This window comes from Mycobacterium seoulense, from assembly GCF_010731595.1.
Lineage (GTDB): Bacteria > Actinomycetota > Actinomycetes > Mycobacteriales > Mycobacteriaceae > Mycobacterium > Mycobacterium seoulense.
Genome location: NZ_AP022582.1, coordinates 4,510,237 through 4,522,974, shown reverse-complemented (window position 1 = coordinate 4,522,974; position 12,738 = coordinate 4,510,237). Strand labels below are relative to the sequence as shown.

Here is a 12,738-nt window from a genome sequence, read left to right as displayed (position 1 = left end):
AAGGCCTCAATAATAGATGACCAGTCGTCTATTTAACAAGCGGGGCCCGTGAACCATTCCGCCGCCGACCGCCTCAGTGCAGGAGTGCCGGGACCGTGGTCGATTCGAATCGGTCGTACGGGGCCCTACTGCGGCTCACCTTCCCCCGCAGGGCCGCACCTTCCCACGCCTCGATCAGCTGGGAGGCGAGTTCCGGAGCGGCGAGGTCGCGACGGACGCCGCCGGAACGCCGCTGCCCGGACCGCACACACTCGGTGAGGGCCGCGCCCCAGCGATCGAGAATGCGCACGAGTTCGGCGCGCACCGGTTCGCTCGAACCGCCCAGCTCGAGTGACAGATTGCCGATCAAGCAGCCAAGCAGGAAGTCGCCGGCCTCGTGCTCGTCGGCAAGAGCATGGAAGAAGCGGGTGATCCGGTCCTGCGCCGGCCCGGCTTCGTCGAGGATCGGCAGCAGGCGCGTCTCGATGTCGGCCCAGTAATGCTCGAGGATCGCCGCCGCGAACGCTTCCTTGCTCGGGAAATACGCGTAGAACGACCCCTTCGGCACGCCCGCCGCGTCGGTGATGTCCTTGACGCCGCTCGCAGAGAATCCGCGCGCGTGCACCAGTTCGAGCCCCGCGGCAAGCAGGCGACTCCGCACCTCGGGATTCGGGGGACGCGGCATCTCTCGATGTTAGCCGACCGGTCAGTTATCTTAACGGCTGCGACGCGGCCGGCGCTGAACGCTAGAACGGCTTGTGCGGCACGTCGGTCACCAATCCGCCGTCCATGACGAACTCGCTTCCGGTCGCGTAGGACGACTCGTCGCTGGCCAGGAACAGGATGAAGGTCGAGACCTCGCGCGACTCGGCCGGGCGACCGAGCGGAATGGTCACCATGTCCTCGGGCAGGTGCGCGGTCATCGGGGTACGGATGAAGCCGGGGTGCACGGAGTTGACCCGGATGTTGTGCGGCGCCAGCTCCAGCGCCGCGGACTTGGCCAGACCACGCACCGCCCACTTGGAGGCGACGTAGGGGTGCACCATGGGCGCGCCGCGCAGGCCCTCGATCGAGGACACGTTGATGATCGAGCCGCCTCCCGCAGCGATCATCGGATCGACGGCCACCCGCATGCCCAGGAAGGTTCCGGTCAGGTTGACGTCAATCACCTTCTGCCACTTGGCCAGATCGAAACTCCTCAACGGGCCGAGCGCGACGGTGCCGGCGTTGTTGACCAACACGTTGAGCTTGCCGAATTCGCCGATCGCGGTCTCGACGGCGGCGTCCCACTGGTCGGGCTGGGTGACGTCGAGGTGGACGTAGCGCACGGAGTCGCCGATTTCGTCGGCCACCGCCTTGCCCTCGTCGTCGAGGATGTCGCCGATCACGACCTTGGCGCCCTCGGCCGCCAGCAGCCGCGCATGCTCGGCGCCCATCCCGCGAGCGCCGCCACTGATGAGCGCGACTTTGCCTTCTACCCGTCCCACAGGGACTCCTTTCGATTTAGGTGCTCACCAAAGTGGTTGGTGCGTAGAGGCCTTTTCCGGTCACCAACGGCAGGTCGAGCGTGGTCCGGATGCCGGGGGGCGCGGCGATCACCGCGGGAATGGCGTTGACGATGCGCCCGGCGGCGCCGACGATCGCGGCGTGGTTGTGGTCGCCCTTGCGGCTGCTGGGAACGATGTCCACGGCGTAGGACGGCTCGCCGGTGATCTCGACGCGGTAGGAGCCGCCGCCCGCGGCCGGCTGCGCCCAGTCGGGTCGCAGGTCCGGCCGCAGCCGGGTGATGTGCTCGATGACGATGGCCGGTCGCCCGTCGGACATGCCGCGGATCTCGAATTGCAGCGCGGCCATGGTGCCCTTGGGAACGCGCCCGACGGCGATGTCGAAGTCTTCCGGCGCGGGCTCCCGCTGGTAGGACTCGGTGATCTCGTCGATCTCGATGCCCAGGCCCGCCGCCAGCTGGCGGATCGCCGTCCCCCAGGCGATGCCGAGGATGCCCGGCTGCAGCAGCATCGGCACCTCGTCGAGGGGCCGGCCGAATCCCATGTAGTGCATGACTTCCGCGCCGTCGTAGGTGGCGTAATCGGCGATCTCCATGCAGCGCACCTGCTCGATGCTCTGACAGGTGCCCGCCAGCGCGAAGGGGATGAGGTCGTTGATGAACCCGGGGTCGACCCCGGTGATGAGGATGCTCGAATTGCCTTGTCGGGCCGCATCTTCGACGCGTTCGATGTACTTGTCGGGCATCACGCCCCACGGGTATTGCAGCAGCCCCGGCGAGGACCCGACGACGTTGACGCCGGCGGCCAGGATGCGCATGACGTCGGCCATGGCGTCGGGCAGCCGGGTGTCTCCCATCGCGCAGTAGACGACGCACTCGGGCTTGGTGGCCAGCAGGGCGTCGAGGTCGGAGACGGCCGTAACGCCGGTGACGACACCGGCGGCGAGACCGACCCCGCACAGTTCGCCGGCGTCCTTGCCCACCTTCTCCGGGGTGGACACACACACGCCCGTCAATTCGAACTGCGGATTGGTGATCAGCTCGGTTAAGGCCAACCCTCCGACGTTTCCGGTACCAACGTGCGCGACGCGGATCGCCATGAGAGTCTCCGTTCGTTGAGCGCTCAAACGTTTCTAGACAGTAGTCCATAAAATCTGTGGCGCATACCGGCGGACGGGTCGCGGCCCGCCGGGCAGAATGACTGGTTGATGGCACAACGTGAAGACGTCCGGTTCCCCTCCGGTGGGGTTCTCATCAGCGCCTGGCTCTACCGGCCGACCGGCAGCGCACCGGCGCCGCTGTTGGTGATGGCGCACGGCCTGGGCGGGGTGCGCACGATGCGGCTCGACGCCTACGCCGAACGATTCAGCGGGGCCGGTTACGCCTGCCTGGTGTTCGACTACCGCAACTTCGGCGACAGCGAGGGTGAGCCGCGCCAGGTGCTCGACGTCGGGCTGCAGCTCGCCGACTGGGCCGCCGCGGTCGCTTACGCGCGCACCCTTCCGGGAATCGACCACGATCGAATCGCGCTGTGGGGCACCTCTTTTGCCGGCGGGCATGTGATCGCCACGGCGGCCCGGCTGCCGGGTATCGCGGCCGCGGTGGTGCAATGCCCCTTCACCGACTCCGTCGCGTCGATACGGACGCTGTCCCCGCTGATCTTTTTACGCGTCGGGATTCGGGCCGCCCGCGACCTGCTCGCCGAACGGCTCGGGAAACCACCGGTCATGATCCCGACGGTGGGGAGACCGGGCGAGGTCGCGCTGATGAACGCACCCGACGCGTACCCGGGCTATCTGAGGCTGGTGCCCGACGGTGTGGACATCGCCCAGGAGGTGGCGGCCCGAATCGCGTTGCGCATCATGGCCTATCGTCCCGGCCGCGACACCGCGAAGATCCCCTGCCCGATCCTGTTCTGCGTGTGCGAAGCCGACTCGGTGGCTCCGCCGGGGCCGACGCTGCGCTATGCGGCCAAGGCTCCGCGCGGTGAGGTCAAGGTGTATCCCGAGGGGCACTTCGCGATCTACGTCGACGAGGCGTTCGAGCGTGTGGTGGCCGATCAGCTCGCCTTCCTCGACAAGCACCTCAAGGCCGCGGACGCCTAGTGGCGATCGCGAGCGCGGCGCAGCCGGGCGAAGCGGGTCGCCACCATCGGGCCTAGTGGCGATCGCGAGCGCGGCGCAGCCGGGCGAAGCGGGTCGCCACCATCTGGCCTAGGGCCCGAGCGGGGAACTGGTGCGGATCGCTTCGTCACGGATCAGCCCGCGTAGCAGCGCGGTGCTGAATTCGGCGGCGATCTCCTTGGCGCTGCGCCGCCCGCTGGGCCGCAACCAGCGGTAGGCGCCCAGCGTCATACCGATGTAGCCCAGCGCCAGGACATGGGAGTCGCACTGGTAGAACTCGCCGCTGGCGATGCCCCGGTCGATGAGGCCGTGCACGTGCTCGTAGACCTGGGTTTCCTTTTCCCGCACCGCGGCGACCTGCTCTTCGGTGAACCACTCGGTGATGTACGGCTGCTCCTGGAAATACACGGCGGCACCCTCGGGATTGGCAGCGATCTGGTCGAGCAGGCGCACGGTGTACTGGTACAACGCCTCTCGCGCGGTCATCGAGGGGTCATCGTGAACGGCGGCCAGCGTGCGCTCGGCGGCCTGCTGGTAGATGTCGTAGAGGATCAGGGATTTGCTGGCGTAGTAGTGGTAGACCGTCGCCTTGTTGAGTCCGATCACGTCGGCGACGTCATCCATCCGGGTGCCGTGGTAGCCGCGGGCGGCGAACAGCTTGGTGGCCACCGCCAGCAACTCCTCGCGGCGCGTTCGTCCGTTCTCGGATGGCATCTGTACTCGCTATCGTCATTGCCGGACCGGTTGCCGGGTGCCGGGCACGGCCAATTATCAATCAACTGGTTGGACAGTTTAGGCAAACGCCAGGTGTCGCCCCGACCAGGATGGGGCTAGACTCGCCGTCAAAGCTCAAGTCGCGACTAGAGGGGTGGCCTCATGGATCCGAGCCCGGACTACGACGCTAGCGACGAGATCGAGTTCTTCTTCCGCTACGTCCCGTGGGGGCTGCGCGGCGTCGTCGACGGCAACGGCTACCCGCCGCCCGCCTACCCGCCGGTTTAACGACTCACAACGCCTTCAGTTCCTCGGCGACCTCGGTCACCGACTTCTTCGCATCCCCGAACAGCATCGTCGTCCCGTCGGCGTAGAACAGCGGGTTGTCGATGCCCGCGAACCCCGAGTTCATCGACCGCTTGAGCACGATCACCGATTTGGCCTTGTCCACGTTGAGGATGGGCATGCCGTAGATCGGGCTGGACTGCTCGTTGCGCGCCGCCGGGTTGGTGACGTCGTTGGCGCCGATGACGATCGCGACGTCGGTGCGGGCGAACTCGTCGTTGATGTCGTCCATGTCCTTCATGGCGTCGTAGTCGACCTCGGCCTCCGCCAGCAGGACGTTCATGTGCCCGGGCATCCGGCCGGCGACCGGGTGGATCGCGTACTTGACCGGGACGCCCTTGCCCTCCAGCAGTGACGCCATGTCCTTGACGGCGTGCTGGGCCTGGGCGACCGCCAGGCCGTATCCGGGCACCACGATCACCTGGTTGGCGTAGGCCATCTGGATCGCGGCGTCCGCGGCCGAGGTCGCCTTGACGTGCTTGTCGCCGCCCGCGTCGCCGCTGGGCGCAACGCCCCCGCCGCCGAATCCGCCCGCGACGATCGCGGGGATCGAGCGGTTCATCGCCTTGGCCATGAGGTTGGTCAGGATCGAGCCGGACGCGCCGACGATCATGCCGGCCACGATCATCGCGGTGTTGTTGAGCGCCAGGCCGGCCGCCGCGGCCGACAGCCCGGTCATCGCGTTGAGCAGAGAGATGACCACAGGCATGTCGGCGCCGCCGATCGGCAGCACCACCATCAGGCCGAGCACTCCGGCGGCGGCCAGCAGGCCGACCATCCACCACAACGACACCCCACCGGTGCCGGGGTGCGCGTGCAGGCCGATGACCACGGCCGCCGCCACCGCGGCGGCGAGCAGCAGCAGGTTGATCGGTTGCTGCGCCCTGCCGAAGCCGATCGGCGACCCGGAGATGATCTCCTGCAGCTTGCCGAACGCGATGATCGAGCCCCAGAACGAGATCGAGCCGATGATGGCGGCGAACAACGACGCCACCACGATGTGCACGGTCGGCGACTCGCCGTGCTGGAAGGCGGAAAAGCCGCTCGTCTCGATGAATTCCGACAGCGCGATGAGCGCGACGGTGCCGCCGCCGACGCCGTTGAAGAACGCCACCAGCTGGGGCATGGCGGTCATCTTGGTCAGCCGCGCCGGCGGGACGCCCAGCACCACACCCACGATCAGGCCGGCGATGATCAGCACCCAGGACTCGGTGTGGCGGATCTTGATGAGCGTCGCGGCCACGGCGATGGCCATGCCCACCGCGGCGATCAGGTTCCCCCGCACCGCGGTCTTGGGACCCGTCAGGCCCATCAGGCCATAGATGAACAGCGCGAACGAAATGATGTAGAGGACGGTGACCAGGTAATTCATTTCGCCGCCAGGTCTTCGGTCTTGGCAGGCACGGCTTTCTTCTTGCCCTTGAACATGCCGAGCATCCGGTCGGTGACGATGAAGCCGCCGATGACGTTCAGCGTGCCGAACACCACCGCGACGAACAGGATGATCTGCACCGCCAGGGAGGGGTGCTCGACCTCGCCGAACACCACCAGCGCGCCCAGCACCACGATGCCGTGAATGGCGTTGGTCCCCGACATCAGCGGCGTGTGCAGCGTGTTGGGCACCTTGGAGATGACCGCGAACCCGACGAACCCGGACAGCACCAGGATCGCCAGGTTGGCCAATAGCTCGTCGTACATCTATGCGCCTTCTTTCCCGGCACGAGTGACGCAGGCCGCCGCGACGACTTCGTCGTCGAAGTCGGGGGCCAGCTTGCCGTCGGTGATCAACAAGTCCAGTAGCGCGGTGATGTTCTTGCTGTAGAGCTCGCTGGCGTGCTCGGGCATCGTCGCCGGCAGGTTCAGCGGCGAGGCGATGGTCACGTCGTGCTTGACGACGGTCTGCCCCGGCTCGGTGAGTTCGCAGTTGCCCCCGGTCTCCCCGGCCAGGTCCACCACCACGCTGCCGGGCTTCATCGACTCCACCGCCGCGGCGGTCACCAGCCGGGGCGCGGGCCGTCCCGGCACCAGCGCCGTGGTGATCACCACGTCGAACCCGGCGATCGCCTTCTCGAGGGACTGCTGCTGCTGGGCGCGTTCGTCTTCGGTGAGCTCTCGGGCGTACCCGCCCTCACCGGCCGCGTCGATACCGATGTCGAGCCATTGGGCCCCGACTGAGCGGACCTGATCGGCCACCTCGGGGCGCACGTCGTAGCCGGAGGTGCGCGCGCCCAGCCGTTTGGCCGTTGCCAGCGCCTGCAACCCGGCCACCCCCACGCCGAGCACCAGCACGCTGGCCGGCTTCACGGTGCCGGCCGCGGTCGTCAGCATGGGGAAGAACCGCGTCGACTCCGATGCGGCCAGCAGCACGGCCTTGTAGCCGGCGACGTTGGCCTGCGACGAGAGCGCGTCCATCACCTGGGCCCGGGAGATCCGCGGGATGGCTTCGAGCGCGAACGCCTGCACGCCGGCCTCGGTGAGCGCGCCGATCGAGTTGTCGGCGTTGCGCGGTGCCAGGAACCCGATCAGGGTCTGCCCGCGGCGCAACCTGGCGACTTCTTCTTTGGTGGGCGGCGCCACCTTCACGACGATGTCGGCGGCCCAGGCGTCGCCGATGCTTGCACCGGCCTCGGTGTAGAGCTGGTCGGGAAGCAACGCGCCTTCACCCGCGCCCGCCTCGACCACTACCGCCACCCCGCTGCCGATCAGGGACGCCACCGCCTTGGGCACCAGCGCGACCCGCCGTTCGTCGGCCCCGGACTCGGCGACCACCCCTACCGTCGTCTGCGCATCTGTCATGGCGCGTACATCTGCTTCCCGCACTTTCCTGCCGTTTTGGATGTGCCGCCGCTGGGGGCCGCACGCTTGGCTACCTTAACGCCTGCCGGAATCCGCCCCGGACGTGCGATCGACCGGGGCGGGATACCCACGCCGCGGCCGATCGGCTCCCGTCGATGGTTCGTCAGCCGGGGCGCACGCAGTAGCGCCCGCCGCGTTGTGGAGTCACAAGACGGCGTTGTGGCCCGCCGGCTACCAGAGCGGGATGTCCTGGCCGTGCTCCGCCGCCGGCCGGGGCCCGAAGTAGCGGCGCTCGGACTCGTCGATCCGCACATCGTTGATGCTGGCCTCGCGCCGCGCCATCAAGCCGGACGGGGCGAACTCCCACAACTCGTTGCCGTAGCTGCGGTACCACTGGCCGCTCGCGTCGCGGCACTCGTACTGGAATCGCACGGCGATGCGGTTGTCATGGAAGTCCCACAAGCTCTTTCGCAACGCGTAGTCGAGTTCGCGCTGCCACTTGCGGGTCAGAAACGCCACGATCTCGTCGCGGCCGACCACGTGTTCGCCGCGGTTGCGCCACTGCGAGTCCGGCGTGTACGCCAGGCTGACGCGGTGCGGGTCGCGGGTGTTCCAGGCGTCCTCGGCGGCCTGCACCTTCTTGCACGCCGTCTCATGGCTGAACGGGGGGAACGGCGGACGGGATTCGCTCATGGCGCCATGTCTACCGCGAGACTGAAGCCACGCACACCCGTCGCGGCGTGTCGTGTGCGTGGCTTCGGTGTCGCGTAGGTGAACCAACGCGACTCGCCATATCGGGCGTCGTCGCACGTGTCCTATGGTGACGGCATGGACTTCGCGATGTCGGCCAAAGCCAACGATTACCACCAGCGATTGACCGACTTCATGACCGAGTACGTCTTCCCGGCCGAGGCCGACTACGACAAGTACCGGCAAGAGGCCGGCCCGGACGACCACACCGTCCCGCCGATCATCGAGGAGCTGAAGACCAAGGCCAAAGAGCGCGGGCTGTGGAACCTGTTCCTGCCGGCCGAGTCGGGCCTGACCAACCTGGAATACGCCCCCCTGGCCGAGATCACCGGCTGGAGCCTGGAGATCGCGCCCGAGGCGCTCAACTGCGCGGCGCCCGACACCGGCAACATGGAGACCCTGCACCTGTTCGCCACCGAGGAGCAGCGCAAGCAGTGGCTGGAGCCGTTGCTGGGCGGCGAAATCCGCAGCGCCTTCTCCATGACCGAGCCGGCGGTCGCCAGCAGCGACGCGCGCAACATCGAGACCTCCATCGTCCGCGACGGTGGCGACTACGTCATCAACGGGCGCAAGTGGTGGACCTCCGGCGCGTCGGACCCGCGTTGCAAGATCCTGATCGTCATGGGCCGTACCAACCCCGAGGCGGCCAGCCACCAGCAGCAGTCGATGGTCCTGGTGCCGATCGACACCCCCGGCGTGACGGTCGTCCGTTCCACGACGGTCTTCGGTTACCAGGACCAGCCCGGCCACTGCGAGATCATCTACGACAACGTCCGGGTCCCGGTCACCAATCTGCTCGGGGAGGAAGGTGGCGGCTTCGCCATCGCCCAGGCCCGACTGGGCCCGGGCCGCATCCACCACTGCATGCGCGCGCTCGGCGGCGCCGAGCGGGCCCTGGCCCTCATGGTCGACCGGGCGCAGAAGCGAGTGGCGTTCGGCCGCCCGCTGGCCGAGCAGGGCGTGGTGCGGGAGGCGATCGCCAAGTCCCGCAACGAGATCGATCAGGCCCGGCTGTTGTGCCACAAGGCGGCGTGGACGATCGACCAGCACGGCAACAAGGCCGCCCACACGTTGGTCTCGCAGATCAAGGCCGTCGCGCCGCAGGTGGCCTGCGATGTGATCGACCGCGCCATCCAGGTGCACGGCGCCGCCGGGGTCAGCGAGGACACGGTGCTGGCCCGGTCGTACGGCTGGCATCGGGCCATGCGCCTGTTCGACGGCCCCGACGAGGTGCACATGCGGACCATCGCGCGCGCCGAACTCGGCGGGGAGAAGTCCCCGCTCGCCGCTGCGGTCACCGCACATGGGTAAGGCCGCCCTCCGGGAGTTGCCCGGCGCGTGGAACTTTCGCGACGTCGCCGACGGCGTGGGCGCGCTGCGGCCGGGCCGGCTGTTCCGGTCCAGCGAGCTGAGCCGCCTGGACGACCACGGCCGGTCGACGTTGAGGGAGCTGGGCATCACCGACGTCGCCGACCTGCGCGCCGCCCGTGAGGTCGCCCGCCGAGGCCCGGGACGGGTTCCCAACGGCGTCGACGTCCACCTGCTGCCGTTCCCGGACCTCGCCGACGACGCCGGGGAGGGCGACGACGCCCCCCACGAGCACGCGTTCCGGCAATTGATGACCAACGGCGAGCCCGACGAGTCCATCAACGACACCGCTGCCCGCTACATGGTCGACGAGTACCGCCAGTTCCCCACCCGCAACGGCGCCCAGCGCGCGCTGCACCGCGTGGTCACGCTGCTGGCCGCCGGGCGGCCCGTCCTCACCCACTGCTTCGCGGGCAAGGACCGCACCGGCTTCGTGGTGGCGACGGTGCTGGAAACCGTCGGCATCGACCGCGACGCCATCGTCGCCGACTACCTGCGCAGCAATGACGCCGTGTCGGAGCTGCGGGCCCGGATCTCGGAGATGATCCAGCAGCGCTCGGAGACCGAGCTGACCCCGGAGGTGATGACCTTCACCGAGGCGCGGCTGTCCGACGGTGTCCTCGGCGTCCGGCCCGAGTACCTGGCCGCGGCGCGCCAGACGATCGACGAGCAATTCGGTTCGCTGGACGCCTATTTGAGCGATGCGGGCATCACCGAGGCCGACGTGGATCGGCTGCGCCGGGCGCTGCTCACCTGACCGGATCCACGCGGCCCCGGCCGCCGACCGCTACAGCTTGAAGTTGGCCTGCTTGGCCGCCGAGAGGTCGTCGATCTCCGCCCAGTGCGCGGCGACGTCCTCCACTGACGGCGGCTGGTCGAAGTTGGCGCCCTCGTTCTGGAACAGCGCCACCCGCTGCACCTTTCCGCCCCCGACGACGAAAACCGATGCGTTGTTGGCGTTTTCCTCCGTGCACAGGTAGGCCACCACCGGCGCGACGTACTCGGGCGTCAGCTTCTCGAGCACCTCCTTGGGCAGGATGTCCTCGGTCATCCGGGTCGCCGCGATCGGCGCGACGGCGTTGGCGTGGATGTTGTACTTCGCCCCCTCCTGCGCCAGCGTGTTGATCATGCCGACCAGGCCGAGCTTTGCCGCGCCGTAGTTGGTCTGCCCGAAGTTGCCGAACAGGCCGCTGGTGGATGTGGCGACGACGACGCGGCCATAGCTCTGCTCGCGGAAATGCGGCCAGGCGGCACGCAGCACGTTGTAGCCGCCGTACAGGTGCACCTTGAGCACCGCGTCCCAGTTCTCGAACGTCATCTTGTGGAAGGTGCCGTCACGCAGGATCCCGGCGTTGCTCACCACGCCGTGCACGGCGCCGAACTCGTCGAGCGCCGTCTTGATGATGTTGGCCGCGCCCTCGGGGTCGGCGACGCTGTCATAGTTGGCGACCGCCCGGCCACCCGCGTCCTTGATCTCGTTGACGACGTGGTCGGCCATGTTGTGTCCGGCGCCGGTGCCGTCGCGGGCGCCGCCGAGGTCGTTCACGACGACGCTGGCGCCTTCACGGGCGAGGGTCAGGGCGTATTCACGGCCCAGCCCCCCACCGGCTCCGGTGACGACGATGACACGATCCTGCACTCCGGGCATCAGGTTCCTCTCTCAGGTGAAAACTACGTCCTAGTAAGCGATTTCGGGCGATCAGAACATTCGGCGGGCCATTTTGAAGGCCCGCGGGGTGTACGGCGGGTAGATGAAGCTCGACAGGTCGGGCCGGGTCGGCTTGGTCAGCACCGACTTGCGGTGGCTGAACTCCTCGAAGCCGTAGCGGCCGTGGTAGGCGCCCATCCCCGATGCGCCCACACCGCCGAACGGCAGCTTGGCCGTCGACACCTGGAAGGCCAGGTGGTTGACGAGCATGCCGCCGGCCGGCACCTCCTTGATCACCCGTTCGCGGGTCTCGCGTGTCTTGGTGAACAGGTAGGCGGACAGCGGCTTGGGCCGGGAGTTGACGAAACGTATTGCGTCGTCGAGGGATTGGACTGTGATCACCGGCAGGACGGGCCCGAAGATCTCGTTCTGCATCAGCGGGCCGTTCGGGTCGGGGTCGACCACGACGGCGGGTTGGATGCGCAGGCTCGACGGGTCACACTTCCCGCCGACGATGACCTTGCCGTCGCCACCGGCCAGGTAGCTGCTGATCCGGTCGAACTGGCGCTGGTTGACGATCCGCATTCCGTCGGGCTTGTCCGACGTGAACTTGGTGATGGCCGCGCCGATCTTGTCCACCAGCTCGTCACGAATCTTGGCGTCGGCCAACACATAGTCGGGGGCCACGCAGGTCTGCCCGGCGTTCAGCAGCTTCATCCAGGCGATCCGCTTGGCGGCGACGTCCACGTCGGCGTCGGCCGCCACGATCACCGGGCTCTTGCCGCCGAGTTCCAGCGTGCACGGCGTCAGGTGCGGCGCGGCGCCTTCGTAGACCTTGCGGCCGATCTCGGTGCCGCCGGTGAACAGCACGCGGTCCAGGCCCTGCGCGATGAGCTCCTGGCTGACCGAACCGTCGCCCTCGACCACGGCAATCGCGTCGTTGTCGAGGTATTTGGGCACCAGCTCGGCCATCAGGTGCGCCGACGCCGCGGCGATCTCCGAGGGCTTGAGAATGACGGCGTTGCCCGCGGCGATCGCGCCGACCGCGGGCCCCAGGGTCAGGTAGAACGGGTAATTCCACGCGCCGATGATCAGCACGGTGCCGTAGGGCTCGTATTCGATCCATCCGCGGCCGGGCAGCTGCGGCATCTCCAGCAGCTGGTATTTGCGGCGCGTCCACCTGCGCACCCGTTTGGCCGCGTACTTCGCCTCGCCGGCCGTGGTCGCGACGTCGGCGATGAACGCCTCGAACGGGCTGCGGTCCAGATCCTCGGCCAGAGCGGCCGCGATGGCCGCCTCGTTCTCTTCCATCAGCTTGGCCAGCTGCAGCAACTGCCGTTTGCGCCACTCGATGTCGCGGGTGCGCCCGGTGGCGAAGGTCTTGCGCAGCCGCTCGACCGTCGCGGGGACGTTCGCCGGCTGAGGCGTCGGCGCACCGTTGGCGGCGGATGTCTTGGGTGTAACCGATTCGGTGGTCATCGTTGTCCTTCCCCTGCTTCGGTCATCCCGGA

General features: G+C 68.1%; 14 protein-coding genes and 1 pseudogene. 5 read left to right on the top strand and 10 right to left on the bottom strand.

Annotated features, from left to right (window positions below; genetic code table 11):
• Nucleotides 1–73 precede the first annotated feature (73 nt).
• From G6N37_RS20975 to G6N37_RS20965, 3 genes are all read right to left on the bottom strand, one after another.
• Nucleotides 74–664, bottom strand: coding sequence for a TetR/AcrR family transcriptional regulator (locus G6N37_RS20975; RefSeq protein ID WP_163683345.1), 591 nt, complete (start codon nt 662–664; stop codon nt 74–76).
• A 61-nt stretch (nt 665–725) separates the two neighbouring features.
• Nucleotides 726–1,466, bottom strand: a complete 741-nt coding sequence (locus tag G6N37_RS20970) for a glucose 1-dehydrogenase (protein WP_083173607.1) — start codon at nt 1,464–1,466, stop codon at nt 726–728.
• Nucleotides 1,467–1,482: 16 nt separating this feature from the next.
• Nucleotides 1,483–2,583: an NAD(P)H-dependent amine dehydrogenase family protein gene (locus G6N37_RS20965; RefSeq protein ID WP_163683344.1), complete on the bottom strand. Its 1,101-nt coding sequence runs from the start codon at nt 2,581–2,583 to the stop codon at nt 1,483–1,485.
• A 108-nt stretch (nt 2,584–2,691) separates the two neighbouring features.
• Here G6N37_RS20965 and G6N37_RS20960 point away from each other — a divergent pair, with 108 nt between their 5' ends.
• Nucleotides 2,692–3,588, top strand: coding sequence for an alpha/beta hydrolase (locus tag G6N37_RS20960; protein ID WP_163683343.1), 897 nt, complete (start codon nt 2,692–2,694; stop codon nt 3,586–3,588).
• Nucleotides 3,588–3,688 (top strand): annotated as a pseudogene (locus tag G6N37_RS26685) (2-isopropylmalate synthase); the annotation flags it as partial. The gene G6N37_RS20960 and the pseudogene G6N37_RS26685, both read left to right, overlap by 1 nt.
• 8 nt (nt 3,689–3,696) lie before the next feature.
• On the opposite strand, the gene G6N37_RS20955 reads toward G6N37_RS26685, so the two are convergent.
• Nucleotides 3,697–4,320 carry a TetR/AcrR family transcriptional regulator gene (locus tag G6N37_RS20955; RefSeq protein ID WP_083173605.1) on the bottom strand — a complete coding sequence of 208 codons (624 nt, stop codon included), beginning with the start codon at nt 4,318–4,320 and terminating at the stop codon, nt 3,697–3,699.
• 162 nt (nt 4,321–4,482) lie between these two features.
• Between G6N37_RS20955 and G6N37_RS20950 the strand changes: the two genes are divergently transcribed.
• Complete coding sequence (locus tag G6N37_RS20950) at nt 4,483–4,608, top strand: hypothetical protein (protein WP_007167223.1); 126 nt, start codon at nt 4,483–4,485, stop codon at nt 4,606–4,608.
• 4 nt (nt 4,609–4,612) lie between these two features.
• Here the strand turns inward: G6N37_RS20950 and G6N37_RS20945 are convergent, their stop codons facing one another.
• The 4 genes from G6N37_RS20945 to G6N37_RS20930 all read right to left on the bottom strand — a co-directional run bounded on the left by G6N37_RS20945 (nt 4,613) and on the right by G6N37_RS20930 (nt 8,154).
• Nucleotides 4,613–6,037, bottom strand: coding sequence for an NAD(P)(+) transhydrogenase (Re/Si-specific) subunit beta (locus tag G6N37_RS20945; RefSeq protein ID WP_163683342.1), 1,425 nt, complete (start codon nt 6,035–6,037; stop codon nt 4,613–4,615).
• Nucleotides 6,034–6,363 carry an NAD(P) transhydrogenase subunit alpha gene (locus G6N37_RS20940; protein ID WP_163683341.1) on the bottom strand — a complete coding sequence of 110 codons (330 nt, stop codon included), beginning with the start codon at nt 6,361–6,363 and terminating at the stop codon, nt 6,034–6,036. Before G6N37_RS20940 ends, G6N37_RS20945 begins: the two co-directional genes overlap by 4 nt.
• On the bottom strand, nt 6,364–7,461 hold the full coding sequence (locus tag G6N37_RS20935; protein ID WP_163683340.1) for a Re/Si-specific NAD(P)(+) transhydrogenase subunit alpha: 1,098 nt from the start codon (nt 7,459–7,461) through the stop codon (nt 6,364–6,366).
• Between the two features lie 231 nt (nt 7,462–7,692).
• Nucleotides 7,693–8,154: a nuclear transport factor 2 family protein gene (locus G6N37_RS20930; protein WP_163683339.1), complete on the bottom strand. Its 462-nt coding sequence runs from the start codon at nt 8,152–8,154 to the stop codon at nt 7,693–7,695.
• A gap of 147 nt (nt 8,155–8,301) precedes the next feature.
• Between G6N37_RS20930 and G6N37_RS20925 the strand changes: the two genes are divergently transcribed.
• On the top strand, nt 8,302–9,522 hold the full coding sequence (locus G6N37_RS20925) for an acyl-CoA dehydrogenase family protein (protein WP_163685333.1): 1,221 nt from the start codon (nt 8,302–8,304) through the stop codon (nt 9,520–9,522).
• The gene (locus G6N37_RS20920) at nt 9,515–10,336 is read left to right on the top strand and encodes a tyrosine-protein phosphatase (RefSeq protein WP_163683338.1); all 822 of its coding nucleotides are present in this window, start codon (nt 9,515–9,517) and stop codon (nt 10,334–10,336) included. The genes G6N37_RS20925 and G6N37_RS20920 overlap by 8 nt, the downstream gene beginning before the upstream one ends.
• A gap of 30 nt (nt 10,337–10,366) precedes the next feature.
• On the opposite strand, the gene G6N37_RS20915 is transcribed toward G6N37_RS20920, so the two are convergent.
• Both G6N37_RS20915 and G6N37_RS20910 read right to left on the bottom strand, forming a co-directional pair.
• On the bottom strand, nt 10,367–11,227 hold the full coding sequence (locus G6N37_RS20915; protein ID WP_163683337.1) for an SDR family oxidoreductase: 861 nt from the start codon (nt 11,225–11,227) through the stop codon (nt 10,367–10,369).
• Nucleotides 11,228–11,278: 51 nt separating this feature from the next.
• Nucleotides 11,279–12,706, bottom strand: a complete 1,428-nt coding sequence (locus G6N37_RS20910) for an aldehyde dehydrogenase family protein (protein WP_163683336.1) — start codon at nt 12,704–12,706, stop codon at nt 11,279–11,281.
• Nucleotides 12,707–12,738 lie beyond the last annotated feature (32 nt).

What these genes read in the sequence shown, in the direction of transcription:
- G6N37_RS20975 (WP_163683345.1), bottom strand. Translation starts at nt 664, where the DNA reads ATGCCGCGTCCCCCGAATCCCGAGGTGCGGAGTCGCCTGCTTGCCGCG.
- G6N37_RS20965 (WP_163683344.1), bottom strand. Translation starts at nt 2,583, where the DNA reads ATGGCGATCCGCGTCGCGCACGTTGGTACCGGAAACGTCGGAGGGTTG.
- G6N37_RS20960 (WP_163683343.1), top strand. Translation starts at nt 2,692, where the DNA reads ATGGCACAACGTGAAGACGTCCGGTTCCCCTCCGGTGGGGTTCTCATC.
- G6N37_RS20955 (WP_083173605.1), bottom strand. Translation starts at nt 4,320, where the DNA reads ATGCCATCCGAGAACGGACGAACGCGCCGCGAGGAGTTGCTGGCGGTG.
- G6N37_RS20950 (WP_007167223.1), top strand. Translation starts at nt 4,483, where the DNA reads ATGGATCCGAGCCCGGACTACGACGCTAGCGACGAGATCGAGTTCTTC.
- G6N37_RS20945 (WP_163683342.1), bottom strand. Translation starts at nt 6,037, where the DNA reads ATGAATTACCTGGTCACCGTCCTCTACATCATTTCGTTCGCGCTGTTC.
- G6N37_RS20940 (WP_163683341.1), bottom strand. Translation starts at nt 6,363, where the DNA reads ATGTACGACGAGCTATTGGCCAACCTGGCGATCCTGGTGCTGTCCGGG.
- G6N37_RS20935 (WP_163683340.1), bottom strand. Translation starts at nt 7,461, where the DNA reads ATGACAGATGCGCAGACGACGGTAGGGGTGGTCGCCGAGTCCGGGGCC.
- G6N37_RS20930 (WP_163683339.1), bottom strand. Translation starts at nt 8,154, where the DNA reads ATGAGCGAATCCCGTCCGCCGTTCCCCCCGTTCAGCCATGAGACGGCG.
- G6N37_RS20925 (WP_163685333.1), top strand. Translation starts at nt 8,302, where the DNA reads ATGTCGGCCAAAGCCAACGATTACCACCAGCGATTGACCGACTTCATG.
- G6N37_RS20920 (WP_163683338.1), top strand. Translation starts at nt 9,515, where the DNA reads ATGGGTAAGGCCGCCCTCCGGGAGTTGCCCGGCGCGTGGAACTTTCGC.
- G6N37_RS20915 (WP_163683337.1), bottom strand. Translation starts at nt 11,227, where the DNA reads ATGCCCGGAGTGCAGGATCGTGTCATCGTCGTCACCGGAGCCGGTGGG.
- G6N37_RS20910 (WP_163683336.1), bottom strand. Translation starts at nt 12,706, where the DNA reads ATGACCACCGAATCGGTTACACCCAAGACATCCGCCGCCAACGGTGCG.